Consider the following 25,854-nt stretch of genomic DNA (forward strand, 5'->3'; position numbering starts at 1 on the left):
GCCGTGCGGCCCGCCCGCCCCGGCGCCGGAGCAATGCCGGCCATGGTCGGCCCGCGCATCCGCTCCTTTCCATTCCGTCCCGACCAGAGCCCCGATCGCTCCGGCCTCTCAACCCATACCGATCAGGCCGCCCGTACCCGTGCGATGAAGCGTTCCACTTCCTCGCGCAGCCGCCCCGCCTGATCCGTCAGTTCGCTTGCTGCACTGACAATCTCCGACGAAACACGCCCGGTGTCGGCCGCAGCACGCGTCACACCCGAGATATGCGCCGAGACCTCCTGCGTGCCATGCGCCGCCTGCTGGACGTTGCGGGCAATCTCACCCGTCGCCGCGCCCTGTTCCTCGACGGAGGACGCGATCGTTGCCGAAATCTCGTCGATGCGCGCGATCGTCTCGGAGATGCCCTCGATGGCCCGCACGACGTCGCCGGTCGCGCCCTGGACCGCGCCGATCTGGGCCGAGATCTCCTCGGTCGCCTTGGCCGTCTGGGCCGCGAGGTTCTTCACCTCCATGGCGACAACCGCGAAACCCCGCCCCGCCTCCCCCGCGCGAGCCGCCTCAATGGTGGCGTTGAGCGCAAGGAGGTTCGTCTGCGCCGCGACGTCGTTGATGAGGCGGATGACCTCGCCGATGCGCTGGGCACTATCGTCGAGGCCGCGCACCACCGATACGGTCGAGCCCGCCTGCTGCGCACCCTCGCTGGCGATGGCAGCGGCATTCGTGACCTGGTGGCCGATCTCGCGAATGGATGCGGAGAGCTGCTCGGCGGCCGAAGCAACCGTGTGCACGTTGTTGGTCGCCTGGTCCGACGCCGAGGAGACCGCGAGCGACTTGTGGTTCGTCTCCTCGGCCGCAGCGTTCATCGCCGCCGCATTCTGCTCGAGCTGAGCCGCCGCCGCCGAGACCGACCGTACGACGCCCATGACCTGCGCCTCGAAGGCATCAGCAAGACCGTTCAGCATCGCGCGCTTGCGCTCCTCAGCACGCGCATCGGCCTCCGCCTGCTCGGCCTTCAGCCGCTCGCCCTCGAGAAGCGCCGCGCGGAAATGTTCCGTGGCACTCCAGATCGCCCCTACCTCGTCGCGCGAACGGCGCGTCTCGATGGCGACATCGTAGTCGCCACCGGCCATCTGCTGCAGCGCGCCCGTGACCCGGCGCAGCGGTCGGCTGAGGAGAAATGTACCGAGCCAGGCGGCGAGGCCCGCACCGAGCAGGAGGCCGATCGCTGCGGTGCCAATGACGAGGCCCATCATGCGCGACTGGAAGTCGCGCATGCCGCCGCGGATCTGATCGAGCTGACCGAGGATGGCAACGACCTGCTGGTCGAGCAATGCCTGGAATTCCTTGCGATTGCGGCGGTTTGTCTCGTTGTTGCCCTGCTCGCTCGCCGCCGACGGCGAGACGTCGACACCGAGCCGCGCCGTCTCGAGGCGGAACGTGCGGAACTCCGCGGCGCGCGCCGCCATCTCATCGAAACTGCCGAGCCGGTCCGGGGGAACGAGCGGGCGCCAGTTCGCCAGCGTCTTGTCCATCTCCTCGAGATGTCTGCGGATGCCTTCGGCAAACTGGACCGCCGAATCGCTCGTCTCCGACATGTAGACGCCGCGCGAATCCATGACGACGGCCGTGATGAGGCGGTTCAGGTGCTCGGCGTAATAGGCGCGCTGCGCCGTCTGGTTGAGCAGGGTGCTTTGCTCGTCGTATTGCCGGAGCGCATGGACCGCCATCGCCGCGACCATGATCGTCACGCCACCCATGATTGCGACAATTGCGTATATCTTGCCGGAGATCTTCATTTGCCCCGCTTTCCCGCCGGAAGGAACGTACTCATTGCATCACTGATGAGAAATCCCGTTTTAGGACCTCATTTCGTCTTTCTTGATGTAGTTGATTTCTTCTATGAGAAGGTCACGAACGATCGGACTACCGATCCTTTCGTTGGTCCGATCCTTGATCACTTGCAGCAGTTCGGCCAGGTTCTGACGCGAGAGATTCCGGAAATCGATGCGGTCTTCCGCATAGATGCGGCGGAAGGCTTCGTCGATCAGGAAGGGGTCTGGCGGGACGGACATCTCGCGCAATGTGCCCGCGTCCGCCGTGAATATGAGCTGTGTGACGATGTAGCCCTGGAGTTCGCCATCGAGGATGACGGGCACTGTCATCGGCGCCAGTTTCTTGTATTCGAGGCCCTCGAGATAGGTCTGCTGCGCGCCGAGCGGGTTGCCGCCCGCGACCCAATAGGCGGTGGCGTAGCTGGACATCAAGGCGATGGCGGCCACCCAGAACCCGGTCAGCAGCAGACGCATCATCGAGCGGAACCCTTGAGGTGGCCGGCCGGATTGTAGGTGCCGTCGGAATCCTCGGCGCGGATCGAGGCGGCAACGATCTCGGCGACCTCGTTCATGGCGCGCAGGTTGAGCTCGAGCACCGCGTGGTTGCGAGCGAGCTTCTGGCGCACTCCGCTCATGCGGTCGATGACCTGCCGCTCCATCGGCTCCTGGTCGACCACCTTCATGAGTCGGCTCAGTTCGAGCAGGATCTGGCTCTTGCGACGGTTGGTCTCGTCGAGGTCGATATCGTGGTGCGTCTCGAGTGCGCGAGTCTCGACGTCGACGACGAACTCAAGCCGGTCCATAGCCCGCAACAGCGCCGTGCCCGTAGCGGAAATCCGCGGACTGCCAGGCGGAAGGATACCGGCCTCGCCGCGGCGTTCGCCGACGTCGCCGACCGTGCTTCCGGCATCGGACCCCTTGCCATCATCGAACGTCATGCTCTGTTCTCCTCACCTTTTCCGGCAGTTGGAAAGGGACTGGAAACACCCTTTCCGTCGTTGTGTGCAAACTGCTGCTTGGCCTGCTGCGACCGCTCCGTGGCCGTACGCAGCATGTCGGCTATGCCGATGCCGCCCGATACCGCCACCTGCTCGCCCATCTTCTCCGCAAGCATCGACTTCCAGATCTTGCCGGCCGTCCCGGTGCCGAAGACGACCTCGCCGTTCTCCGGCAGCATGGCCTCGAAGAAATTCTGGAGAACGAACGCCTCGAATTTCCGATAAGGGTCGCCGTCGCTCCTGCGCACCGAGGCGGCGCGACTGCGCATCGCCGTGAGTGCCCCTTCCACGTCGTGCGTCGAGCCAAGCACCGGCGGGCGGACGGCGTCGAAGGTATCGGCGAAATCGACGCCGGCGGCGCTCGCCGGCATGCTCTTGAGGCGCTGGAGCGCGGCCTGATAGCGTGACGGCTCGACGGCGCGCGTCACCTCGAGCACGATATCCGACGGCGGCTGAATGGCCATGGCTTACCCTTTTCACGGCGCAGAGCGGATAGAGTCTGTCGCCGTGGGGTAATTTGCCCGCGCTGGCTTATGTCAGGCTTGCGTCGCGCGTGCCTGCAGGGCGTCGAGGATCTCCGCGAGGCTGCGCTTGTCCTCCTCCTCGCGGGAGGAGCGCGCCACCTTGGCTGCGTGCCGCTCAACGCGCTTGAGCTTCATCGCCTCCTGCAGCACCTGCTGCGCCTGCGTCTGCCGCGCCGCCTCCAGCTCCCCGGCGTGGCCCGCGAGCCGGTGGAGATGACGGGCCATCGTTTCCACGAACAGGCCGTGCAGCGGCTCGCCTTCGTTGAGGCTCGCCAGGATGTCCGTCTGCGCGCGGGAGAGCTCGGCCTGCTGGCGCTCGATTTCGACGAGCTTAGCCTCGGCCATGCGGCAAAGCCGCTCCTGCACGTCCATGAGGCGGCGCATCTTGTCCAGTCTGCGGCGGGCGTCCATGGGTTATCCGTTCCGGAGCCACTCGGCGAAGCCGAGCATGAAGAGGGTCATGTATTCGCGGAAGAGAAGGTAGAAGATCAACAGGCCGAGCCCGATCACGAGCGGCATCATGATGAAGTAGATCGGCAACTGCGGCGTCAGCTTGTTGGCGACGCCGATGGCGAAGTTGATGACAAGCGAATAGATGATGAAGGGGCTGCTGATGCGCAGGGCGATGAGAAAGGCGTCCGTCAGCTTGTCGACGACCTCCGTCAGCGCCAGGCGCGTGCCGAAGGTCTCGCCCGGCGGCAGCCGCTGGTAGGACGCGACGAGGCCGCGCAGCAGCTCCCAGTGCAGATCGGCGAAGAAGACGAGCGCGACCGCCGTCAGGGTGATCAGCGTCGCGAGCGACGGCAGGCTCTCGCCGTCATCGACCGGCGTGCCGAGCATGCCGCCGATGCCGATGGCCATGGCGATGGCGACGGCCAGCGTCTCGAGCGCCATGAAGAACAGGCGCGCCATGAAGCCGATGACGAAGCCGGTGAAGGTCTCGAAAGCGATCAGGCGCAGCATGTCGGCCGGTGCCGCATCCCCCACCCGCGCGCCGACCGGCCCCAGCAGCAGCGGCGTCAGCGCGAGCGAGACGGTGAGCGCGATGAACAGGCGCACGCGCGTCGGCACGCGTGCGCTCGAAAAGCCGGGCGCCACCATGAGGCAGCCGCCAATGCGGCAGAAGATCAGGAAGACGGCAAGGAGCGACTGCGAAAGCTGAGCGCTCACGAGATGGTTCCGAGCGACTTGATCTCGATGCCCCGCGCGATCTCGACGTGCGACAGCACCGGCAGGGTCGGGAACAGCCGCTCGACGATCATGCGCACGTAAGGCCGGGCATCGGGCGCCGTGACGAGGACAAAGGTGGCGCCCTCGTTGAGGTGCCGCCGGATGACCTGCGAAGCCTCGTTGCCGAACTGCTCGACGAGGCGCGGGTCGATGTCGAACTCGACGACGTCGCCGCGGGCGTCGCGCTTGAGACTCTGGTGAAAGGCAAGGTCCCAGCGGTTTCCGAGGCGCAGCACGCTGAGCACGCCGTTCTCCGCGAGATCACCGCAGATCTGCGGCGCGATGCGCATGCGCACGTGCTCGGCCACCTGCTCGGATCGGCGCGCATGCGGCACGATCTCGGCGACGGCCTCCAGGATGAGGTGCAGGTTGCGGATGGAGACGCCTTCGGCCAGCAGCAGCTTCAGCACCGCCTGCAGGCCGGAATAGGAAATCTGCGCCGGGCAGATATCGTCGATCAGGCGCTTGTACTCCGGATCGAGGCGATCGAGCAGCCCGCGCATGTCCTTATAGGACAGGAGCTGCGAGAGGTTGTTGCGGATGATCTCGCTAAGGTGTGTCAGGAGCACCGAGACATTGTCGACGGTGGTGAAGCCCTGTCGGCGCACTTCGTTCGAATAGGTCTCCGCCACCCACATGGCCTTGATGCCGAAGGCCGGCTCGCGCGTCATTTCCCCCGGCACGTCCGGCTGCGGGCCGTCGCCAGTGACGACGAGCATCTCGCCGATGCGCATTTCCTGGGTCGCGACGACCGTGCCGTGGATCTTGACCTGATAGGTCTTGCCGGGCAGCGACAGCGTGTCGGTCAACTTGATGTCGGGCACGACGAAGCCGTACTGCTGCGCGAACTTGCGCCGCATCTTGCCGACCCGGTGTGCAAGCTCGCCGTGGGCGTTGAGCAGCTTCATCGACAGCTGCTTGCCGAGGCACAGCTCGATCTCGGCCGTCTTGAGCGATTCCTTGACCGAATCCTGGGCTTCGCGCTTCGCCTGCTCCTCCTTCTCCTTCACCTTGGCGGCGGCCTGGGCCTCCCGCTCGGCAATGCGGCGGGGGATGGCGTAGCCCACGAAGGCCATGAGGCCGCCGAGCGCGACGAACGGCAGGAACGGCAGGCCCGGCACGAGGGCCATCGTGAACATGAGGCCGGCTGCCACGAACAGCGCCTTGGGATAGGTGCCGAGCTGGCCGAGCACCGCCTGCTCTGCCGAGCCGCGCGTGCCGCCCTTGGAGACGAGGAGCCCAGCCGCCAGCGAGACGATGAGGGCCGGAATCTGCGAGACAAGGCCGTCCCCGACCGAGAGCTTGGTGAAGACGTCGGCGGCCTGAGCCAGCGACATGTTGTGCCGCGTGACGCCGATGATGATCCCGCCAAAGATGTTGACGGCGGTGATGATCAGGCCGGCCACCGCCTCGCCGCGCACGAACTTCGAGGCACCGTCCATGGAGCCGAAGAAGGCGCTCTCCTCCTCGAGCTCGCGCCGGCGGCGCTGCGCCTCCTTCTCGTCGATGGTGCCCGCCGACAGGTCGGCGTCGATCGCCATCTGCTTGCCGGGGATGGCATCGAGGGTGAAGCGGGCGCCCACCTCCGCGATGCGCGTCGCACCCTTGGTGATGACGAGGAAATTGACGGTGATGAGGATGAGGAAGACGACGATGCCGATGACGAAGTCGCCGCTCATCACGAACTGCGAGAAGCCGTTGATGATGTGGCCGGCAGCCGTCACGCCCTGGTCGCCATGGGCAAGGATGAGGCGGGTGGTGGCGATGGACAGCGCCAGGCGCAGCATCGTGGCGATGAGCAGCACCTGTGGAAAGGCGGAGAATTCGAGCGGCTTGTGGATCCACAAGGCCACCATGAGGATGAGCACGGAAAAGGCGATCGACAGGGCAAGGCCCATGTCGATGAGGATCGTGGGAACCGGCAGGAAGAGAATGGTGAGGATGGCGATGATGCCGATGGCGAAACCGACATCGAGCCCCCTGCGCCCGCCAGCCGTCGCCTGCCCCGCCGTCACGTCCGACATCGCCTGTTCCCTCGTTCGCCGCGCCGGCCCGCCGCCTCAGAAGCCGGTGGTGATGCGGCCGTAGACCTGTTCGGTGAAGGCGAAGATCTGCGCCCCGGTGAACGAGCCGGTGAGCGCAATGACCACGAAGATGGCGAGGATCTTCGGAATGAAGGTCAGCGTCATCTCCTGCACCTGTGTGAGTGCCTGCAGGAGCGCAATGCCGATGCCGACCAGCATCGCCGCGGCGACGGCCGGCCCCGCCCCGATGATGATCGTCCAGATGGCCGCCTGGACGATATCGAGTGCATCAGCCTCGTTCATGGCTTCAACTGATATTGACGCCAGGGCCCAGCAGAACGCGCGTGCCGTCCTCGAGCTCCGCGACGGCGCCCTCGTCGTAGATCCAGACCGACTTGACCTTGCCGGAGATGCTCTCGTCGGCCGTCGTCAGCGTACGTCCGATGATCCCGTCGATCTGCTGCAGAGAGCTGGCGACGAGCAGGGAATCGAGCTTCTTGTTCATCATCACGCTCTGCTCCACCTGCGAGAAGGTGGCGAGCTGCGCCATGTACTGGGTCGAATCCATCGGCTCCGTCGGATCCTGGTTCTTCAGCTGGGCGACGAGGAGCTTCAGGAAGGTGTCGTAGTCTACCGACGTCTTCGACGTACCCGCCGACTGACTGGTCTGCGTCGTGTTCGTCACGTTGTATACGGAGGATACGGTCATGGGTTTTCTCCCGGTATCTGGCCGAGGGCCTAGCCAGCCCGCTTGCGCAAGCGCGGCTCCTCGGCCTCCCGCTCGTGCTCGTCGAGAAGCGGCAGTTCGTCGGCATAGAGACCGCGCAGGACGCGCATGGCCTCGAAGGGCCGGCCCTCCTCGGCAAGGCTTCGCACCTTCTCGAGCGTCGCGAGGAAGGAGGCTTCGGGCGTCTGACTGTAGCTGCAGGGGACGAGATCGAAGAGCTGACGGAACAGCTTCAACGTCTCCTGCGCCGTCGCCGGGTCCATCAACATCGTCTGCAGGACGAAGTAGAGGCGCTTCAGCGGCGTCGTCGCGTCCTCGATCTGCAGGACATGGTTTTCCATGAGGAAGGTCGCGTCGTTGAGCAGCTCGATCGAAACCTTGCGATCAACCCGCAGCACCGCGCCGTTGATGTAGAGGCGCTCGCCGGCGCGCAGCGACAGTTGCATCGAACGCTTCATGCAAGACCGTTCCGAATGGCGGAGTTGACTTCGATGAGAGCGGCGAAGCTGCCGGCCATCTCCTGCCTGAGGCGCTGCGCTTCGCGCAAAACCCAAAGGCCGATCGAGATGAGGCTCGCGCGCAGTTCTTTAGGCAAGCCGTTCTCGTCGCTCGCCAGGTCCTCGATCAGCAGGCTCCACAAGCGGTTGAGGAAGAAGATCGCCTCCACGGCCTCGCGCGAATCGACGCCTTTCGCCTCGGCCGCCTGCATGAGCTCGATGGCGTGATCGAAGGCCATGCGCTCGCGCGCCCGCCCCTCCGAAGCCGCGTCATCGAGGATTTCCGCATAGGAATGCCGATACATCCGTCCGCCTCACTAGCAGGTTTACAGATATCTGAGCAGGCTGAGGCTCTGCAGGCGAACCGTCAGGGAATAGGACATCTCGATCTGCGTCAGGAGAGCGTCGAGCCGCACCTTCGCCTCGGCAGGATCGACATCCTCCAGCTTCCCGACACGGGTGGCGAGGATCTTTTTCTGCGCCTCCATGTTGGTATTGGCCGTCTCGATCCGGTTCTGGGCCACGCCCATCTGCGCCTCGATGTCGATGATCTGGGCGATGGCACCGCCCATCAGTTCCGTTGCCTTGTCGATCACCACCTGCAGCGCATCCGTGTTGAGCTTGTCACTGCCGAGATCGAAGACCATCGTGTAGGCGGCGGCCAGCTGGCGCAAGGCCGCCTCGTTGGCCGACACGGAGGAGATGAGCGTCTCGCTTTGCGAGATACGGCTGCGCTGGACGCTGTCGGCGGCGTTGGACCAGTCCGCCTGCCAGTTCGCATCGACGAAGAAGCGATCAGAGAAGGCGTTGTCGAGGAAAGTCGCCATGGCGGCCGCCGAGATGTTGGCGACAGCCGGGTCATCCTGCGCGAAGCCGAATTCGGCGAAGAAAGCCGCATCGACTGCAACCTTGCTGGCGGAGCCCGCGGCATAGTCGTTGATCGGAGTGACACCGCTGTTGGTGCCGCCGAAAAGAAACTGGCCGTCGACGGCGGAATTCAGACTCCCGATCAGCGCCGCAAGCTTGTCGCGGGCCGCATTGCGGATCACCTCGCTGCCGCGCTGCGCATGCGGCACCGATAGGAGCTCGGCCTGGAACTCGTCCGCCATCTCGCGGATGTTGCCGAGCGCCTCGACCGTAACGTCGAGCCGTGTCTTGGTGCGGCTGTTGGCGTCGATCATCGCCGTCAGGTTGTCGTATTCGGCCCGCAGCGACACGGCCTGGCTCGTCCGGCCGCCGAGCGTGAGACCTACGTCCGCATGCCGGCCAGTGGCGATCTCCTGGTTGTAGCGCGCCGCATCCGCCTGCATGCGCACCAGCGAAGAGCGCGGCGAGTTGAGCAGCGAATACGTGGAGATGAACGTCGTCTTCATGGCGCTTACCTCACCGCCTCGAGGAGTGAGCGCAGCATCTCGTCGATCACCGCGATGAGGCGCGAGGCTGCCGAATAGGAGCGCTCGAGCTGGAGCTGCAGCGCGAGTTCGTCGTCGAGATTGACCCCGGTTGCGGTCGACAGTGCATCGGAGGCACGGGCCAGCACCGTCTCCTGATAAGCGGCATCGGTCTTTGCGCCCGAGCGCCGGGCCTCAAGCCAGCCGACGGAGGAGGCTGAGAAATCGGCCAGTGAGCCGCTTGTCTGGATGCCCGCGGCAGGATCGAAACCGCGGATCGCGTTGAACCGGTCGACAAGATCGAAAAGCCTGGCCGAATAGCTGGCATCGCCGGTCGGGTTGGTGTCGCCGTCGCGCAATTCGTCAAGCGAGCCGCCCTGGTCGGGATCGTAGGCCGCGTTGATGCGAATGTCGGCGGCAAGGCCCGGGCGCAGTCCGCCGCCCGCGGGCAGGCCGACCTGCGTGAAGAGGCCGCCCGCTGCCGTGCCGGTGTCGAAGATCTCGATGACGGCGCGAGCAATCTCGTCGAGCTGGTTCTGGTAGGCGACCGTCGTCACGTCGCGCACTTCCATCAGGCCGACGATGCGGCCCGAGCGTAGCGGCATCGTGGTGTTGCCGGTGACGGGCACGCCATCGATGACGACCTGGTTGCCCACAGTCGTCGCGCCATAGACCAGCGTCGGCGTGAACTCGACCTTGCGGGCGCTCGTCTCGAACAGCGTCACGCCGCCGTCCGTATAGAGCACCATGTCGTTGTTCTCGCGGGTGACCACGTTAACCCCGATCTCCTCCGAGATCTGGGCGAGGACGGCATCGCGCTTGTCGAGCAGGTCAGTTGTGTCGGCACCCGTCGCCGTGCCTTTCACGACGGCGCGGTTAAGCTCCTCGAACTGCGCCAGCAGATCGTTGACGCGCGTGACCGACTTGGCGATTTCGGCGTCCGCCTCCTGGCGAGTCGTCGTAACGGTCTTGGCGGCCTCGTTGAGCGTCGTGACGAGCGCACTCGCCTGGCTCAGCACCTGGCCAGCCAGCACCTTGTCCTGCGGCGCGTTGGCATATTGGTTGAGCGCGTCGAGCAGCTTGCCGAGGCGCGCCGCCGGCGAGCGCGCATCTTCCGTGTCGCCCACCGTCTGATGCAGCTTATCGAGCCCCTCGAGCCGCGCCTGGCTCGCGGCCGTGCGCGACGTGGCATCGAGCATGCGGTAGTAGAGCGAAGTGTCGGCCGCTCGGCCGATGGAGACGATGCGCACGCTGCCGTCGCCGGCCGTGACGGACATCGCGATCTTGCGCGAGTAGCTCGGATCGAGCGCCCCGCTGGTATTGGCTCCCGACACGGCGATCTGCGTCGAGGTCGTCAGCAATGACGAGCGGGCCGTGTTGAGGGCGACGGAAAGGCTCATGACGAGGGCTCCGGCAAGACTGGCTGGGTCCCGTCAGCGCTTGAGGTTCATGAGAACGTCAAGCAGCTCGGAACCCGTCTGGAACACCTTGGAATTGGCCGTGTAGTTGCGCTGCGCCTCGATCATGGCCGTCAACTCCTCGCCCATGTCGACGTTGGACTGCTCGAGCGCGCCTGAAAGGATGGAGCCGAGCCCTGCCTGACCAGGAAAGCCAACCTGCACATTTCCGGACTCGATACTGGCCGAATAGACGTTGCCGGCCTCCGGTGTGAGCTTGTCGGGGCTCGGTACGTTGGCGAGCGGGATGCGATAGGTGGCGATGCGCGTGCCGTCCTCGTAGACGGCATAGACCGTGCCGTCCTTGCCGAACTCCACCTTGTCGACCTGGCTCGGAGCATTGCCGTTGACGATCGGGTCGAGCGGAGCATAGTCGGAGGCGAGCTGCTGCATACCCGAGAGGTCGAGCGTCATCGCCTGACCGTTGGGGATGTTGATCGGCGTTAGCGCGGCGCCGGCGACGATCTGGCCGGACGTGTCGAACGTGAGGGTGAACGGGCCGGCCGTCCAGCCTGCAGGCTGGACGCCGTCGATGGTGACCTGCCACTGCTGGTTGGCGGGAGCGAGCGGGTCGAAATTGGTCGTCTTCTCGAAAGTGACGTTGAATTGCACCTTGTTGCCGACGTTGTCATAGACGATGAGCGAGGACTGGAACGTGTCCCCCGCTGCCGCGGCGATCGGCAGGTTGCCGCCGAGCGAACCCTGCGTTGTCGGGTTCGCCGACATCGCCAGGTTGGCGAGGTTGACGCGCTCGAGACCGTCGAGGCTGTTGAGCGTGACGTTCGGGTTGCCGTTCGTCAGCGGGTAGCCCATCAGGTAGTAGCCGGCCGTGTTGACGAGATTGCCCTCGCTGTCGGGCACGAAGCTGCCGGCACGCGTCAGATAGGGTGTGCCACCTTCGTCCGACACCACGAAGAAGCCGTTTCCCTGCACCGCAAGGTCGGCGGAGGACGTCGTGAAGACCAGCGGCCCCTGTTGGCTGATGGAATAGCGGATGTTGGTGACGACGCTGCCCGAGTTGTAGCTGCCCTTGCCCGAGGAGAGCACGAGCGAGGAGAACTCCGCCGAGGCGCGCTTGTAGCCGACCGTGTTGGCGTTGGCGATATTGTCGGCAACGGTACCAAGCTTGTTCGACTGGGCGTTCATGCCGGACACGCCGGTGCGCAGCACACCATAAAGGCTCATGGGACCCTATCCTCGCTATCCGTGGTTGCCCCCAGTAAACGGGCAAAAGCTTGCGTGAAGCTGCCGCTTGCCGGCAGCCGCCCGGCGCTACTGGCGCAAAACCTGCGCAAGCTCGCCGAATGCGTCGACGCTCGGCGGCATGCCGGGGTCCTGCCGCAGGGCGTCGTAGATGCGCGGCACCAGGGTCACCGCCTGGTCGAGCGCCGCATCCGAGCCGGTCTGGTAACCGCCCATCAGGCGCAGGTCGCGGGTGTCCTCGAAGCGGGCGATCATGCCCTTGAGGCGCAGCGCCAGCTCCTTCTGGTCGCCCGACCAGATCTGGTCGGCGAGGCGCGAGATGGAAGCGAGCACGTTGACCGCCGGATAGCGGCCCTGATCGGCGATCGCCCGGTCGAGCACGATATGGCCGTCGAGCGTGCCGCGGATGTTGTCCGCGACGGGGTCATTGTGGTCGTCGCCGTCGACGAGCACGGAGAAGACGCCCGTGATGGTACCGCTGCCCTCTTCGCCCGGTCCTGCCCGCTCCAGGAGCTTCGGCAGGTCGCTGAAGACGCTCGGTGCATAGCCGCGCGCCACGGCAGGCTCGCCGGCCGAAAGGGCAACGTCGCGTGCCGCATGGGCGAAGCGCGTGACGGAATCGACGATGAGCAGGACGGACTCGCCCCGGTCCCGGAAATATTCGGCGATGCTGAGGGCCGTGCGCGGCGCGAGGCGCCGCATCATCGGGCTCTCGTCGCCGGTAGAGACGACGGTGATGGCGCGCTCGCGGCTCGCGGCGAGCGGCCCCTCCAGGAACTCGCGCACCTCGCGACCGCGCTCGCCGACAAGGGCGACGACCACCGTGTCGAAGCCGCTGGCACGGGCCAGCATGGACAGGAGCGTCGATTTGCCGACACCCGAACCGGCGAAGATGCCGATGCGCTGACCCTCGCAGAGGGGCAGGAAGAGATCAATGACGCGCACCCCCGTGCGCAGCGGCTTCGTCACCCGCCCGCGGGTCATGGCCGAGGGCGGCGGCGCGTCGGCCGGCATGGCGCGCTCACCGGCACCCAGCGGCCCGAGCCCGTCCACCGCCTTGCCGAGGGCATTGATCACGCGTCCCTTCCAGCTCTCGTGCGGGCGCAGGGCCATGGTGCCGAGGCGATAGGCGCGCGCGCCGATGCCGATATCGACATAGCCGTCGAAAGGCTTGACCGTCGCACCGCTGTCGTCGATGCGCACGACCTCGCCGGCGTGCTCACGCCCGCCGGCGCACAGCGCGACGCGATCGCCCAATTTGAGGAAACGGGAGAGACCAGCCACACGATAATAGGTCGGTGTCACCTCCCGCACCACACCGCCGACGCGCACGCTCGGCAGTTCCTGGGCACCGGCCGAAACGACGGCGGCCAGCCGCTCGAGCGGGTTCATAAGCGGCTCAGCTCGACGGGCCGAGGCTGCGGATAGCCTCGCGCAGCGAGGATTCGCCATCGTTCACGGCTGTCGAAGCGTTGTCGAAGGCGCGCGAGACAGCGATGAGCTTCGTCATCTCCATGATGGGATTGACGTTCGATTCCTCGACATAGCCCTGCACGACGCCATTGGCGACAAAATCCTGGACAGGCGCGACACCCGTCCGCGCGATGACGCCCGATGCCTCGAAGCGCTCGAGATCGGCCCCCGGCACGATTGTGAAGAGGCCGATGGCGCCGATCTGCTGGCCGTTCTGGCTCAGCGTGCCGTCGCGGCCGACGGTCGGAGGACCGGCTTCGGCGTCGATCATGATCGGCGCTCCGGCGACGTCGAGGACCGGATAGCCCGTCACGGTCCGAAGCAGGCCGTCGTTGCCGATCTGCAGGCGGCCGTCGCGGCTGTGAACGATGCCGACCGGCGTCGTGATGGCGAACCATGCCTCCCCGTCAATGGCGAGGTCGAGCGGATTGTCAGTCTTCGTGATACCGCCGGCGCGGCGCGAGATGAAGTTCTCGCCGCTCGTCGCAAAGGCGACCGAGTCCCGCGCCGTGCGCGACAGGACGGTCTCGAACTTCACCTCGTCGGCACGGTAGCCCGCCGTCGACATGTTGGCGACGTTCTGGGCGATGGTATTGAGCCGACGCTCCAGCGCGACCTGCGCCGAAAGCCCGACATAGAGCGCAGCTTGCATTGTTACAGTCCCGTCTTGATCTTCTGCAGGCTCATGAGAAGGTCGACGCCCATGCCCGCCGTCTGCCCGCTGTTACCGAACAGCGTGAGCACCGGCGCCGAAACGGTCACCGGACTGTTGACGGCGTCGTAGACGGCCGCATACCGCTGCAAGAACTTGTCAAGCTTCTCGGGATCCTTGAAGTCCTCGAAGTTGATCTTGGCCTCGATCATCTTGGCCTGAACCTCGATGTCGGCCGACGCCGCCTCTTGGGGGATGCCGAGCGCGGTCTGGACCACTGCTAGCAAAGCCCTGTCGGCCAGGATGCCGTAGACGGATTTCAGCTCCGGCGCCTTGCGCGCGAAGTAGAGCGCAAGGCGCACGCCCTCGTTCTGTGCCCCCGCCTCCTCCTCGAGCTGCTGGCGGACATAGCGCTCGACAGTGCCCTCGCGGGTCGAGGAGAAGACTGTCGTCGTCTCGCCGTAGCGTGCGAAGTTGAAGGTCTTGGTAAATTCGGCGAAACGCTTGTCGGCGAGCCTGTTGGCAAAGCTCTTGCTGTCGTCGACACCTTCCGTCAGCACCTTGCGCATGTATGCCTTGGCATAGATCATGTCTTCCAGGCCGAAAGCCTTCATGGCGAACGAATAGAGGCGATGATCCCCCAGGAAGTCGTCGATCGACTTCACGTTCTTGATGTTCTCCAGATAATATTCGCTGTCGCGCGAGACGAGCGGCGCCGACGCCGTGCGCTCCAGCGAGCGCGCCAAGTCCTTTGTGAGCATCTGATAGCTGACGAGGGTCGAAAGCATTGCGGCAGCCTCCTGCGAGGAGGTTGAACCCTCTAGCTTGCCCGAGCCTGACCTTGCGCCGCCCCACCCGCTTTCAGCCCCGCGCAAGCCTCGCAGGCTAGGAAACGGCCATCGCCGCCCAGCGGGAGGGACTGGCAATCATCACGCCGACAAGCGGAGGAGATCGGACTTGAGTTTCTTCATCGGCCTGATCATCGCCATCGGCTCGATGCTCGGCGGGTTCATGGCGCTCGGCGGCAAGGTGTCCGTCATCTGGCAGCCGTTCGAATTCGTCATCATCGGCGGCATCGCCCTCGGCATCTTCATCATCGCCAATCCCATGTCGACCGTGAAGGACACCGGCAAGGCGATCAAGGAAGCGATCGCCGGCGACGTGCCCAAGCGCGACGACTATCTCGCCATCCTGGGCCTCCTCTTCAACCTGCTGCGCGAACTGCGCAGCAAGGCCCGCAACGAGGTCGAGGCGCATATCGACGATCCGCACAACTCGCCGATCTTCAACAATTTTCCGCGCGTGCTGAAGAACCAGGAACTGACGAACTTCGTCTGCGACTACGTGCGCCTGCTCATCATCGGCAACGCCCGCCCGCACGAGATCGAGTCCCTGATGGACGAGGAACTCGTCACCATGCGCCGGCACAAGCTCAAGCCCTACAATTCGCTCACCGTGGTGTCGGAAGCCCTGCCCGCCCTCGGCATCGTGGCGGCCGTGCTCGGCATCGTCAAAGCCATGGGCGCCATCGACCAGTCACCAGCCATCCTCGGCAGCCTCATCGGGGCGGCGCTCATCGGCACCTTCATCGGCATCTTCACATCCTATGCCGTGCTCACCCCGCTCGCACAGAAGATCAAGCTGACACGCGAGAAGCAGGCCCGCATCTACATCATCGTCAAGCAGACGCTGCTCGCCTACATGAACGGCGCCCTGCCGCAGATCGCCCTGGAGCACGGCCGCAAGGCCATCTCTGCGCCCGAGCGGCCGACCATCGACGAGGTGGAGAACGAGACCGTCATCGGCCGCAACGATGCGGCCGCAGCGGAGGCTGCCTGATCCATGGACAACAGCATGAGCCAGGCCGTCAGCAACGACATTCGCGACAGGCTTCTCGACGCGGCCGGCCTGTCGCTCGACCGGTTGCCGATGCTGCATGTGATCTTCGATCGCATGGCCACGTATTGCGCTGACAACCTGCGCCACCTCTCGGCCTCGCCGTCCTATTTCTCGCTCTCGACCATCGAGAGCGGTCGCGTCAGCGATATCCTCGAGATCTACGAAGCCAACGCGGTCGCCGGCGTCTTCAACGTGCCGGAATGGGACAGCGAGATCCTCGTCGGCTTCGACCGCGACTTCGTCTTCACCATGGTCGAGGTGCTGCTCGGCGCCGACGGCACCGAGCCGCCCGTCGACGACGAGCGCGGCTTCACCAATATCGAGATGCGCATCTCCATGGCCATCTTCGAGCAGGTGGGTAAGGCCCTGCAGGCTTCGTTCTCGATGGTGTCGGACGCGCGCTTCAAGTTCGAGCGTCTCGAGACGCGCATGGACTTCGCGGTGATCGGCCGGCGCAACAACCTCGCCGTCGTCTCCAAGTTTCTGCTGCAGGCCCTCAATCGCGGCGGCGAGATGTTCGTCATCATCCCGCAGTCGGCCCTGAACCCGATGCGCCAGACGCTGGCGCGCGTGCTCTCCGGCGACAATTCTACGCGCGACCCGCGCTGGACGGAGCAGATCCGCAACGAGGTGAGCCGCACCGAAGTGAAGCTCCGAGCCGTGCTCGAGGAGCGGGAAATGGCGCTCGGCGATATCGCCGATCTAAAGATCGGGCAGGTGATCGAATTGCAGGCGACGCCGCGCAGCCGCGTCAAGCTCGAAGGCAACGACCAGCCGCTCTTCTGGTGCCGCCTCGGCCAATCCGACGGGTCCTACATGCTGCGCGTGGAGGACTACATCGATCAGGAGCAGGAGTTTATCGATGACGTCCTCTCTCGTTGACTACGTCCTTCTCGCCGCCCTCGCCCTGACGAGCGCCTGCGTGCTGGCGACCTATCTCAAGCTGCGCCACTTCGACCGCAACCACTACGACTACAAGCGCACCCTCGACGCCACGGCGGACGCGCTGAAGGCGGCCGGCCACTCCATGGGCAGCTTCACCACCGATGGCCAGAAGACCCTCCTTGAGCTCGCCATGCGCATCGACGAGGCCCGCAAGACGCTCGCCAGCCTCGACGCAGGCATCGCTGCCGCGCACGACACGCTGGCGAATCTGGAGAAGGCCGCCCAACATCCGGCCGGGGGCGGACGCGCCACCCTGCGGCTCGTCGGCGAGGACACGACGGCGTGACGCTCCTGCACCGGCGCAAGACGAGGAAGTGATCGAATGAACCAGAAGTCGGACGACGACTTTGACGGGCTCGGCGAGCCCGCCTCCCACGACGAGGCCCTGTTCGCCCAGGGCACCGAGCCGCGTAGGGCGACGGGCAAGGACGAGCCGCTCGGCAGCCCGCGCAACCTCGACACGATCCTGCGCATCCCGGTCGTCATGCAGGTGGTCCTCGGCTCGGCGACGATGCCGGTCGCAAACCTCATGAAGCTCGGGCGCGGCGCCATCGTGCCGCTCGATCACCGCGTCGGCGAGCCCGTCGACGTTGTCGTCAACGGCCGCGTCATCGCCCGCGGCGAGGTGGTCGTGGTCGAGGACGACAATTCTCGCTTCGGCGTGTCGCTGACCGAGATCGTCGGCCCGCCCGGATCCGAGCTCGGCAGCTGATGGCGGCGACGGCAATCCCCTCGAAGGCGCCGCAACCGATCGTGCCGCGCGGGACGCTGACGCGCGGCATCGAGAAGGTAGCTGCGCTGCTGCTTGCCATGGAGAAGCCGACCGCGGGCCGGCTGCTCACGCACTTCACGTCCGAGGAGATCAAGGAGATCACGCGCACGGCGGCCGAACTCGGCCCCATCCCCGCGCCGCAGATCGAAGCCCTGGTCGAAGAGTTCGCGGCCCAGTTCGCCACCGGCAAGAATCTCTTCGGCACGGCGAGCGAAGTGGAGAAGCTGCTGCAAGGCGTGCTGCCGCCCGAGCAAATCGCCGAGATCATGTCCGGCCTGATGGGCAACTCCAACCGCTCGATCTGGGACCGTATCTCCAATGTTTCCGAGAACGTGCTCGCGAGCTATCTCCTCAAGGAGCATCCGCAGACGGCCGCGCTCATCCTCTCCAAGGTCAAGCCGGCCTGCGCGGCCAAGGCCATGGGCCAGCTGCCGCAAGACATGCGCAACGACATCATGCGTCGCATGCTGACCTTCAAGCCCATCGTCGACGAAACGATGCGCATCATCGAGCGCACTATTCACGAAGACTTCATGCTGAACTTCTCCCGCAATGCGGGCGCGGATACGCACGCCAAGATGGCCGATATCATCAACAAGATGGAACGCGACCATATGGAGGACGTGCTCAACTCGCTCAGCGCTACCCGACCGAAGTCGGCGGAAATCCTCAAAGGGCTGCTCTTCACCTTCGACGACATCGTCAATCTCACGCCGGCGGCGCGCACGCTGCTGTTCGACCAGATCCCCAACGACAGGATCGTGCTGGCCCTCAAGGGCACGGACCAGTCCTTCCGCGAGATCATCCTGTCCTCACTCGCCTCCCGTGTGCGCCGCATGGTCGAGCACGAGCTCAACGGCCGCGAGCCGGCGGCCCAGCGCGACGTTCTGGAGGCACGGCGCACCATCACGGACCTGGCGCTCGAGCTCGCCGGGCGCGGCGAGATCGACCTCAACCCCGAAGGAGACGACGACGCCTTCATTCGCTGAGCCGAGCGCACGGGCGCCGCGGACAGGAAGCACGGCCGGACGGCTCCGGCCGGCGGGACGAGTGAGGGTGCCGCCAGGCGCACGCCATGGCCGAGCAGCCCGATCAGGACAGCAAGACCGAAGAGCCGACCGAGAAGAAGGTCCGCGACGCGCTCGACAAGGGCAATGTGCCCTATTCGCGCGAGACGTCGATCTTCGCCTCGCTCGGCGCAATCCTCATCGCCTTTTCGTTCCTGACGCGGGACAACGGGGCGCAGCTCGGCGAGCGGCTGACACGCCTAATCGACACGCCCGGCGGATTCTCGCTGGCGAATGGCCATGACGCATCCGTGCTGATGCAGGCCGTCGCCTGGGATGCGGGGCAATTCGTCTTGCCCATCGTCATCGTCATTGCCATAGCGGGCACCTGTGCATCCCTCTTCCAGAACGCTCCGCGCGTGGTGGGCGAGCGCATCCGCCCGAAGTGGCAGCGCATATCGCCGACAGCCGGCTTCAAACGGATTTTCGGCAAGCAGGGATTTGTTGAATTTTTCAAATCCCTGTTCAAGTTCACAGTCGTCGGCCTGGCGTGCCTCATCCTGCTGGGCTCGGAGCAATCACGGGCGATAAATGCCATGTTCACCGATCCGAGCCTCCTGCCGGAAACGCTGCTGACGATCGCACTGCGGCTCGTCTCGGCCGTCTGTGTCGCCACCATCCTGCTCGTCGCGGCTGACCTCGTGTGGGCACGCCTGCGCTGGCACCGCGAATTGCGCATGACGCGCCAGGAGGTGAAGGACGAGTTCAAGCAGGCCGAGGGCGATCCGCTCATCAAGTCGCGCATGCGCTCCATGGCGCTCGACCAGTCGCGCAAGCGCATGATGGCCTCGGTGCCGATGGCGACCGTGGTCATCACCAATCCGACCCATTTCGCCGTCGCCCTGCGCTACGTGCGCGAGGAAGGCGGCGCCCCCCTTGTCGTCGCCAAGGGCCAGGACCTCATCGCCCTCAGGATCCGCGAGATCGCGACCCAGCACGACATCCCCATCATCGAGGACAAGCCGCTCGCCCGCGCCCTCTACGACGCCGCGGAAGTCGATCGCATGATCCCGCCCGAGTTCTTCAAGGCCGTCGCGCAGGTGCTCTACTACGTCTACACCCGCGAAGGCGGCAACGGCGCCCAACCGCGTCCACACAGCATGGACCGACCCCTGCTGAAGTGAGTCGGCAGGCAGGCTCCCTTCACAGGAACCCGATCCACCGTCCGGCGACGACGGCCCCCATCCAGGCGACGATCGACAGCACAGCCGCGAACCGCACGCGACGGTGAACCGGCCCGCCCGCTGCAACCACCCGCCATGGACGACTGCGTCGCAGCAGCAGCGCATTGGCTGCACCGATGGCGATGAGGCCGAGCTTCGTGAGGAAGGCCGGGTTCGCGACATATTCGGCCGGGCGCACCGAGAACAGGAGCACGCCTGTCAGAACGGTGAGCACGACGCCCACCGCCGCGATGCGCGTCAGGAAGGACGCCAGCACCGGGAGCGGATGGCGCCGGAAGAGGCCGACGAGCCGCAGATCGAGCGGCACGATGGCGCCGACGATGAGTCCAATCGAGGCAATATGCGCCGCGTTGAGAAGGAGATAGGCAAGGCTCGAGCGCCGCAGCAGCGCCGCGCCCGGCCAGGCGGCGAGTGCCTGGAGCGCCTCGCTGAAGAACCCGCTCAATTGGTCCTGATGCGTTCAGGATAAATGTCGTAGGTCTTGCCGCCAACAGTGATGCGCACGGCCTTCATCCGTTTCTCGCCCGCATCCTGCGAGCGGTTGCCGATGGCGACGATCTCATCGCCGACCTTGGCCGAGCTTTCGACGAAGCCCGCCCGCTCCGTCTGGCGCGGATTGCCGAGCTCGACGCGCCATACGCCATCGGAGGCGGTCTCGATGTCGAGGGTCGGATGCGGGGGACCGATATAGATGTCGCGAATCGTGCCCTTGAGCTCGATCTGGTCTGCATCCGCCCATGACCAGCCGTGATGGGCCGCGGCGCCGGCCAGCACCGGCAGCACGAACATCGATGCGACGAAGAGGCGCGCCACGATTACGCGCGCGAATTGTCCTGCAGTGCGCTGCGAGCCCATGGTGCGCTCCCTTGCGGCGGATGCAAGCGGACGCAAACGGTAGGGAGGGCGCTACGTCCGGTCAACGACCGGCCGATCAACTATCGGCGAGCGACGAGTCCTCAGAAGAACGATCGCACCAGTCCGCCGACAAGCATGTTCCAGCCGTCGATGAGGATGAAGAACAGCACCTTGAACGGCAAGGCGATCACCGTTGGCGGCATCATCATCATGCCCATGGACATGACGAGTGTCGCCACGATCATGTCGATGACGAGAAAGGGCAGGAGGATGAGAAAGCCCATCTCGAAGCCGCGGCGCAGCTCCGAGATCATGAAGGCCGGAATGATGATGCGCAGGTCGATCGCCTCGCCTTCGGCGCGCGGCGCGAAGGAACCGGCGGCGAGGTCGTCGAAGAGCTGCAGATCCTTCTCGCGTACATGGCGCAGCATAAACTCGCGGAAGGGCGCCGAGACCTTCTGGTAAGCCTCCTCGTGGGAGATCCTGTTCTCCGTCAGGGGCTTGAGGCCCTCCTCCCAGGCTTTGTCGAAGGTGGGCGCCATGACGTAGAAGGTCATGAACAGCGCGAGCGAGATCATCACGATGTTCGCCGGTGTGCTCTGCAGGCCAAGGCCCGAGCGCAGGAAGGACAGGGCGATGACAAAACGGGTGAAGCTGGTCACCATGATGAGCAGCCCCGGTGCCAGCGACAGCACCGTGAGCAACGCGATCATCTGCACGATGCGGCCGGTCATCGCGCCCTCACCGCCCGGCAGGAGCTGGCCAAGGTCTGGCAGCTGGTTGTTGGCCTGGGCGAAGGCGGCACCCGTCGTCAGGGCAAGAATCGGCAGGGCCAGCCCTGCGGCAAGGATCGATCGGTTACGCAATGTCATCACCGGTCGCCCTCACTGCACGATCATCGTCTCGATCAGCAGTTCCCGCACGCGCCCGTCGGCGCGCACGCGGGCCCGCTCGTTGAGATCCTCGCGCAGGTGCTGCAGACCGCTCGGGCCCTCGATCTGGGCCAGTGTCAGCGTCTTCACATAGGCCATCATGTCCTGGCGGATCTCGCCGCCCATGACGTCCGGATTCTCGATGGTGCCGTTGTCGAAGATGATCGAGGTCTCGAGGCGCACCCACACGTCGGCCGGCTCGGAGAGGTTCGCCACCACCGGCTCGAGCGTTTTGATGACGGTGTTGCCGGAATATTTGAGCGGACGCGGTGTACCCTGCGCCGCCTCCTTCTCCGCGTTGGCGAGGCGCTTGACGGTATTGGCGAGGTGAATGCCCGACAAGCTGCCGACACCGAGCGCGATCAGCGTCAGCATGACAAGCGCAGGTAGCCAGCGCTCGCCGCCGCCTGCCTCCTTCTTCCGCTTCTTCAATAACGGCGCCCGCGCCATGTGCCTGCCTCTCGCCTGCCCGCCGCGTCAGAACGGCACGATGAGATCGTAGATCTGCTGTCCCAGCGCCGGCTGCTGCACCTCCATGCTGCGCCCACGCCCGCCGTAGGAAACCCGCGCCTCGGCGATCTTGTCGTAGGCGATGGTGTTGTGGCGCGAGATGTCGGACGGCCGCACGATGCCGGCGATGTTGAGGACGCGCAGTTCGTAGTTGACACGAACCTCCTGTGAGCCGCTGATGAGGAGGTTGCCGTTCGGCAGTACCTCCGTCACGACGGCAGCCACCGTGAGCCGCAGCTTCTCGGAACGGTCGATCTGCCCCTTGCCCTTGGTGTTCGAGCGCGAATTGATGGCGAGGTTGCCGAAGATCGAGTCGCTCGTGGTGCTGTTGCCGTAACCGAGGTCGAGGCCAAAGTTGACGTTCGAATTGCGCGAGCGATCGCTCTCGTTGTCGAACTGCGCCTTGTCGTCCATCAGGATGGTGACGGTGATGACATCGCCGACCTGACGCGCGCGCGGATCGGCAAAAAGGTCGCGCGTGCGATCAGACCACAGCGAATGATAGCTGCCCGGCCGCTTGTAGGCGGCATAGGCGGTCGTGGGCAGCGGCTCACGCTGCACATTGAGGCCGTAGCCTACCGGCGTCATGTTGGGCTCGCGCCCGATCTCGTCCACCTTGACGGCGCAGCCGCCGGAGAACAGCGCGAGGAGAACGGCGAAAGTGCCGCAAAGGGTCGTCTTCATCACGATTTCTCCGCCGCTCGCTCACGCGGGGCACTGTCGATGAGCGTGCCCGTGAGCTGGGCGGCGCGCCCCGGCTCCATCTCGTTCAGGATGGCGCTGGAGATGCGCGGGTTGAGCCTGGCGATGATGGCGGCGGCCTTCTCGTCCTTGAGACTGGCGAGTTGCTGGGCCGCGGCATCGGGCCGCATGCGACTGAAGATGGCGACGAGCCCCTCGTCCGCCTGTTTCAGGAACTCGTTGCGCCGGCGCAGCCACTCCTCGTATTCGGCCCGCTTCTTCTCCAGCTGAACGATGCGCTGCTCGATGTCCTTCTCGAGCGAGGAGAGTGTCTGCATCTGCCAGGCGAAGCGCGCGTCTGCCGCTGCGTCGGCCACATTGGCGCAATAGGGATTGGTGCGGGCCGCCTCCGCCTGGGCGCGCGCCGTCTGCACCGCATCCTGGGCCGCGGCCCCGTGGCCGAGCCCGGCAATCGCACCCGCAACGGTGATCGTGGCAAACATGCGCATGATCAGCGACCTTTCCTCCCGTCGCGCGGGTCGAGCGTGTCTTCCCGCATCCACTGTCCGCCTGTCCCTCCGCCGCACTTCACGAGGGTCTCACTGCACGACGAGGTCGGCCTGCAGGGCGCCGGACGTCTTGATGGCCTGCAGGATGGAGATGATGTCGCTCGGCTTCAGGCCGACCTGGTTGAGACCGCGCACGAGCGTCTGCAGGTTGGAGCCCTCGATGATGCCGACGCGGCCCGTCTGCTCGCGCGCCTGCACCTCCGTGCGCGGCACGACGACGGTCTGACCCTCCGAGAACGGCTCTGGCTGCGAGACCATCGGCGTTTCCGTGACCCGGACCGTCAGGTTGCCGTGGGTCACGGCAACGGTCGATATCTGCACGTCGGCGCCGATGACGACAGTACCGGTGCGCTGGTCGATAACCACGCGCGCCGGTGTGTCCGGCGCCACCCTCAGTTCGCCTATCTCAGCGATGAAACGGGCCGGATTGACGTTCGCTGGCCGCTCCAGGACCACACTGCGGAAATCGCGCTCCCCTGCGACGCGCCGGCCAAAGCGGCGCATGGAATAGGCGTTGATGGCATCAGCGATGCTTGCCGCCGTCCTGAAGTCCGGGTTGTGCAGTTGCAGGACGAGCCGCCCGATGTCGCGCAGCCCGCCGGGCACCGTGCGCTCGACGAGCGCGCCGTTCGGGATGCGGCCGGCCGTCGGTACGCCTTGGGTCAACGTCTCCGCCTCGCCCTGAGCCGAGAAGCCGGACACGGCGATCGGCCCCTGCGCCACGGCATAGACCTGGGCGTCGCCGCCCGTCAGCGGCGTCACGAGCAGCGTCCCACCCCGCAGCGATGTCGCGTCGCCCATGGAGGACACGGTGACGTCGATACGCGAGCCGACACCGGCGAAGGCCGGGATGTTGGCCGTCACCATCACCGCGGCGACATTGCGCGTGCGCAGGTTGCTGCCACGCACGTTCACGCCCATGTAGTCGAGCATCGACTGTAGCGACTGCTCGGTGAAGGGCGAGTTGCGCAGCGTGTCGCCTGTCCCGGACAGGCCGGTGACGAGGCCGTAGCCGATGAGCTGGTTGTCGCGCACGCCCTGGATGCTGGCAATATCCTTGATGCGGGTTGCAGCCGCCGCGGGCCCGCCGAGCAATAATGCGCCGATGACGCAGGTGGCGATGGCAAATATGGGCCGCATCATGGGACGCCCACCCGGATCGATCCATCCGGCTGCACGACGCCCGAGACGATGAGCCCACTGTCAACATTGCGCACGCGGATATGCTCTCCCGCGCCCGCCGACTGCAGGGGCGTCGCGAGCGCCGTGATGATGAGCCCGTCCCCCTCGAAGACGAGCCGTGCGGCAACGCCGCGCTTCACGATTTCGGGCTCGCTCACCGCGTTGTAGGGGATCGGGTTGCCCGGAAGTAGCATGCGCCGCGCGCTCTTGCCGATCACCTGCCCAGCGTCCACGACGCTGGCGAAGCGGGCCGTGTAGCCGGGCGGGAAGGCTCGTTCGGTCAGCATGCTCTCCGTGATGACATCGCCGGGCCGGATGGTCATCGCCGGGACCGGCAGCATGTCGGCGCGCACAAGCGTCGGCGTGAGCGCCGCCAACATGGCAATGAGGCCGGCCAGGGGCCGGATCATGCCGGACATGCGCGATGCTGTGCCGGTTGCCATGGCGATCACCAGTCCGATCAACGGATGCCCTTGGAGACGGTGGCCGCCATCTCGTCCGCAGCCTGGATGACCTTCGAGTTCATCTCGTAGGCGCGCTGGGCGCTGATGAGTTCTGTGATCTCCTTGACCGGATCCACGTTCGAGGATTCTAGATAGCCTTGCAGGATCTTGCCGTAGCCAGGGTCGCCGGCCACGCCGAGGACAGCCTCTCCAGAAGCGGTCGTCTCGCGGTAGAGGTTGTCGCCGAGAGGTTCGAGTCCGGCATCATTGGCGAAATTCGCCATGACGAGCTGGCCGAGTTCCTGCGGCGCTGCCTCGCCCGCCACCTTTGCGAAGACCTGGCCGGTGGCATTGACCGAGATCTCGATGGTGTTTTCCGGCACCACGATGTTCGGCTGGACGAGATAGCCCTCGATGGTCACGAGCTGTCTGTCGGCATTCTTGTTGAAGGAGCCCGCGCGCGTATAGAGGAGCTCGCCATCCGGCCCCGTGACCTGGAACCAGCCGCGGCCGTTGATGGCAAGATCGAGCTCGTTCGTCGTCTGGGTCAGCGGCCCCTGCCGGTGCACGTAGCGGATGGCCGCCGCCCGCACGCCGAGGCCGAGCGTTGCCCCTTCCGGGATCGGCGCCGTATCGGCGACGTTCGGAATGCCCTGCATCCGCTCAACTTGATAGAGCAGGTCAGCGAACTCGGCGCGCGCCCGCTTGTAGGCCGTGGTGTTGATGTTGGCGATGTTGTTGGCGATGACCTCAACATTGGTCTGCTGGGCGTTCATGCCCGTCGCCGCGATGGCGAGTGCTCTCATC

32 protein-coding genes are annotated in these 25,854 nt (G+C 65.5%); 6 read left to right on the top strand and 26 right to left on the bottom strand.

Going from position 1 to position 25,854, the window contains the following annotated elements:
- Window positions 1-122: 122 nt before the first annotated feature.
- The 17 genes from BOQ54_RS14985 to BOQ54_RS15065 form a co-directional block, all read right to left on the bottom strand.
- Window positions 123-1,757 carry a methyl-accepting chemotaxis protein gene (locus tag BOQ54_RS14985; RefSeq protein WP_245316230.1) on the bottom strand — a complete coding sequence of 545 codons (1,635 nt, stop codon included), beginning with the start codon at window positions 1,755-1,757 and terminating at the stop codon, window positions 123-125.
- A gap of 99 nt (window positions 1,758-1,856) precedes the next feature.
- Window positions 1,857-2,309 (bottom strand): hypothetical protein, encoded by a 453-nt coding sequence (locus BOQ54_RS14990; RefSeq protein ID WP_071924192.1) that lies wholly within the window; start codon window positions 2,307-2,309, stop codon window positions 1,857-1,859.
- Window positions 2,306-2,770 carry a hypothetical protein gene (locus BOQ54_RS14995; RefSeq protein ID WP_245316231.1) on the bottom strand — a complete coding sequence of 155 codons (465 nt, stop codon included), beginning with the start codon at window positions 2,768-2,770 and terminating at the stop codon, window positions 2,306-2,308. The genes BOQ54_RS14990 and BOQ54_RS14995 overlap by 4 nt, the downstream gene beginning before the upstream one ends.
- Window positions 2,767-3,258 carry a rod-binding protein gene (locus BOQ54_RS15000; protein ID WP_245316232.1) on the bottom strand — a complete coding sequence of 164 codons (492 nt, stop codon included), beginning with the start codon at window positions 3,256-3,258 and terminating at the stop codon, window positions 2,767-2,769. The genes BOQ54_RS14995 and BOQ54_RS15000 overlap by 4 nt, the downstream gene beginning before the upstream one ends.
- Window positions 3,259-3,366: 108 nt before the next feature.
- On the bottom strand, window positions 3,367-3,765 hold the full coding sequence (locus BOQ54_RS15005; protein ID WP_019402911.1) for a hypothetical protein: 399 nt from the start codon (window positions 3,763-3,765) through the stop codon (window positions 3,367-3,369).
- Between the two features lie 3 nt (window positions 3,766-3,768).
- The gene (gene fliR / locus BOQ54_RS15010) at window positions 3,769-4,524 is read right to left on the bottom strand and encodes a flagellar biosynthesis protein FliR (protein ID WP_055457832.1); all 756 of its coding nucleotides are present in this window, start codon (window positions 4,522-4,524) and stop codon (window positions 3,769-3,771) included.
- On the bottom strand, window positions 4,521-6,608 hold the full coding sequence (gene flhA, locus BOQ54_RS15015; protein WP_055457833.1) for a flagellar biosynthesis protein FlhA: 2,088 nt from the start codon (window positions 6,606-6,608) through the stop codon (window positions 4,521-4,523). The genes fliR and flhA overlap by 4 nt, the downstream gene beginning before the upstream one ends.
- Before the next feature lie 36 nt (window positions 6,609-6,644).
- Window positions 6,645-6,911, bottom strand: coding sequence for a flagellar biosynthesis protein FliQ (gene fliQ / locus BOQ54_RS15020; protein ID WP_055457834.1), 267 nt, complete (start codon window positions 6,909-6,911; stop codon window positions 6,645-6,647).
- Window positions 6,912-6,915: 4 nt separating this feature from the next.
- Window positions 6,916-7,317 (bottom strand): flagellar hook assembly protein FlgD, encoded by a 402-nt coding sequence (flgD, locus tag BOQ54_RS15025; protein ID WP_055457835.1) that lies wholly within the window; start codon window positions 7,315-7,317, stop codon window positions 6,916-6,918.
- Between the two features lie 29 nt (window positions 7,318-7,346).
- The gene (gene flbT / locus BOQ54_RS15030) at window positions 7,347-7,793 is read right to left on the bottom strand and encodes a flagellar biosynthesis repressor FlbT (protein ID WP_071924194.1); all 447 of its coding nucleotides are present in this window, start codon (window positions 7,791-7,793) and stop codon (window positions 7,347-7,349) included.
- Complete coding sequence (gene flaF, locus BOQ54_RS15035; RefSeq protein ID WP_055457836.1) at window positions 7,790-8,137, bottom strand: flagellar biosynthesis regulator FlaF; 348 nt, start codon at window positions 8,135-8,137, stop codon at window positions 7,790-7,792. The genes flbT and flaF overlap by 4 nt, the downstream gene beginning before the upstream one ends.
- Window positions 8,138-8,158: 21 nt before the next feature.
- Entirely contained in the window at window positions 8,159-9,205 is a 1,047-nt protein-coding gene (locus BOQ54_RS15040) for a flagellar hook-associated family protein (RefSeq protein WP_071924195.1), read from the bottom strand.
- A 5-nt stretch (window positions 9,206-9,210) separates the two neighbouring features.
- A complete protein-coding gene (gene flgK / locus BOQ54_RS15045; RefSeq protein ID WP_071924196.1) occupies window positions 9,211-10,623 on the bottom strand; it encodes a flagellar hook-associated protein FlgK in 1,413 nt (470 codons plus the stop codon).
- A gap of 33 nt (window positions 10,624-10,656) precedes the next feature.
- Complete coding sequence (locus tag BOQ54_RS15050; protein WP_055457839.1) at window positions 10,657-11,865, bottom strand: flagellar hook protein FlgE; 1,209 nt, start codon at window positions 11,863-11,865, stop codon at window positions 10,657-10,659.
- An 87-nt stretch (window positions 11,866-11,952) separates the two neighbouring features.
- Window positions 11,953-13,275, bottom strand: coding sequence for a flagellar protein export ATPase FliI (fliI, locus tag BOQ54_RS15055; protein WP_055457840.1), 1,323 nt, complete (start codon window positions 13,273-13,275; stop codon window positions 11,953-11,955).
- Between the two features lie 7 nt (window positions 13,276-13,282).
- Window positions 13,283-14,008 (bottom strand): flagellar basal-body rod protein FlgF, encoded by a 726-nt coding sequence (gene flgF / locus BOQ54_RS15060; protein WP_071924197.1) that lies wholly within the window; start codon window positions 14,006-14,008, stop codon window positions 13,283-13,285.
- A 2-nt stretch (window positions 14,009-14,010) separates the two neighbouring features.
- Window positions 14,011-14,796: a DUF1217 domain-containing protein gene (locus BOQ54_RS15065; protein WP_055457842.1), complete on the bottom strand. Its 786-nt coding sequence runs from the start codon at window positions 14,794-14,796 to the stop codon at window positions 14,011-14,013.
- 169 nt (window positions 14,797-14,965) lie between these two features.
- Between BOQ54_RS15065 and motA the strand changes: the two genes are divergently transcribed.
- The 6 genes from motA to flhB all read left to right on the top strand — a co-directional run bounded on the left by motA (window position 14,966) and on the right by flhB (window position 19,815).
- The gene (gene motA, locus BOQ54_RS15070; protein WP_071924198.1) at window positions 14,966-15,847 is read left to right on the top strand and encodes a flagellar motor stator protein MotA; all 882 of its coding nucleotides are present in this window, start codon (window positions 14,966-14,968) and stop codon (window positions 15,845-15,847) included.
- A 15-nt stretch (window positions 15,848-15,862) separates the two neighbouring features.
- The gene (locus BOQ54_RS15075) at window positions 15,863-16,789 is read left to right on the top strand and encodes a flagellar motor switch protein FliM (RefSeq protein ID WP_055457947.1); all 927 of its coding nucleotides are present in this window, start codon (window positions 15,863-15,865) and stop codon (window positions 16,787-16,789) included.
- The gene (locus BOQ54_RS15080) at window positions 16,770-17,138 is read left to right on the top strand and encodes a hypothetical protein (protein WP_055457843.1); all 369 of its coding nucleotides are present in this window, start codon (window positions 16,770-16,772) and stop codon (window positions 17,136-17,138) included. Before BOQ54_RS15075 ends, BOQ54_RS15080 begins: the two co-directional genes overlap by 20 nt.
- Window positions 17,139-17,174: 36 nt before the next feature.
- Window positions 17,175-17,564: a flagellar motor switch protein FliN gene (fliN, locus tag BOQ54_RS15085; protein WP_055457844.1), complete on the top strand. Its 390-nt coding sequence runs from the start codon at window positions 17,175-17,177 to the stop codon at window positions 17,562-17,564.
- On the top strand, window positions 17,564-18,613 hold the full coding sequence (locus BOQ54_RS15090) for a flagellar motor switch protein FliG (protein WP_055457845.1): 1,050 nt from the start codon (window positions 17,564-17,566) through the stop codon (window positions 18,611-18,613). The genes fliN and BOQ54_RS15090 overlap by 1 nt, the downstream gene beginning before the upstream one ends.
- Window positions 18,614-18,699: 86 nt before the next feature.
- Window positions 18,700-19,815, top strand: coding sequence for a flagellar biosynthesis protein FlhB (gene flhB / locus BOQ54_RS15095; RefSeq protein WP_055457846.1), 1,116 nt, complete (start codon window positions 18,700-18,702; stop codon window positions 19,813-19,815).
- A 19-nt stretch (window positions 19,816-19,834) separates the two neighbouring features.
- On the opposite strand, the gene BOQ54_RS15100 is transcribed toward flhB, so the two are convergent.
- The 9 genes from BOQ54_RS15100 to flgG all read right to left on the bottom strand — a co-directional run bounded on the left by BOQ54_RS15100 (window position 19,835) and on the right by flgG (window position 25,853).
- Window positions 19,835-20,320, bottom strand: coding sequence for a DUF2214 domain-containing protein (locus tag BOQ54_RS15100; RefSeq protein ID WP_071924199.1), 486 nt, complete (start codon window positions 20,318-20,320; stop codon window positions 19,835-19,837).
- Window positions 20,317-20,664, bottom strand: a complete 348-nt coding sequence (locus BOQ54_RS15105; RefSeq protein WP_055457948.1) for a DUF6152 family protein — start codon at window positions 20,662-20,664, stop codon at window positions 20,317-20,319. The genes BOQ54_RS15100 and BOQ54_RS15105 overlap by 4 nt, the downstream gene beginning before the upstream one ends.
- A gap of 167 nt (window positions 20,665-20,831) precedes the next feature.
- Window positions 20,832-21,602: a flagellar type III secretion system pore protein FliP gene (fliP, locus tag BOQ54_RS15110; RefSeq protein WP_083585990.1), complete on the bottom strand. Its 771-nt coding sequence runs from the start codon at window positions 21,600-21,602 to the stop codon at window positions 20,832-20,834.
- A 12-nt stretch (window positions 21,603-21,614) separates the two neighbouring features.
- Window positions 21,615-22,112, bottom strand: coding sequence for a flagellar basal body-associated FliL family protein (locus tag BOQ54_RS15115; protein ID WP_071924200.1), 498 nt, complete (start codon window positions 22,110-22,112; stop codon window positions 21,615-21,617).
- Window positions 22,113-22,139: 27 nt separating this feature from the next.
- Window positions 22,140-22,856 carry a flagellar basal body L-ring protein FlgH gene (gene flgH, locus BOQ54_RS15120; protein ID WP_055457850.1) on the bottom strand — a complete coding sequence of 239 codons (717 nt, stop codon included), beginning with the start codon at window positions 22,854-22,856 and terminating at the stop codon, window positions 22,140-22,142.
- A complete protein-coding gene (locus BOQ54_RS15125) occupies window positions 22,856-23,362 on the bottom strand; it encodes a MotE family protein (RefSeq protein ID WP_063187169.1) in 507 nt (168 codons plus the stop codon). Before BOQ54_RS15125 ends, flgH begins: the two co-directional genes overlap by 1 nt.
- A 90-nt stretch (window positions 23,363-23,452) precedes the next feature.
- A complete protein-coding gene (flgI, locus tag BOQ54_RS15130; RefSeq protein ID WP_063187204.1) occupies window positions 23,453-24,562 on the bottom strand; it encodes a flagellar basal body P-ring protein FlgI in 1,110 nt (369 codons plus the stop codon).
- Window positions 24,562-25,047, bottom strand: a complete 486-nt coding sequence (flgA, locus tag BOQ54_RS15135) for a flagellar basal body P-ring formation chaperone FlgA (RefSeq protein ID WP_245316234.1) — start codon at window positions 25,045-25,047, stop codon at window positions 24,562-24,564. Before flgA ends, flgI begins: the two co-directional genes overlap by 1 nt.
- 17 nt (window positions 25,048-25,064) lie before the next feature.
- Window positions 25,065-25,853 carry a flagellar basal-body rod protein FlgG gene (gene flgG / locus BOQ54_RS15140; protein ID WP_055457853.1) on the bottom strand — a complete coding sequence of 263 codons (789 nt, stop codon included), beginning with the start codon at window positions 25,851-25,853 and terminating at the stop codon, window positions 25,065-25,067.
- Between the last annotated feature and the right edge of the window lies 1 nt (window position 25,854).

It is taken from the genome of Chelatococcus daeguensis, assembly GCF_001887265.1.
In the GTDB taxonomy this organism is placed as follows: Bacteria; Pseudomonadota; Alphaproteobacteria; order Rhizobiales; family Beijerinckiaceae; genus Chelatococcus_A; species Chelatococcus_A sambhunathii.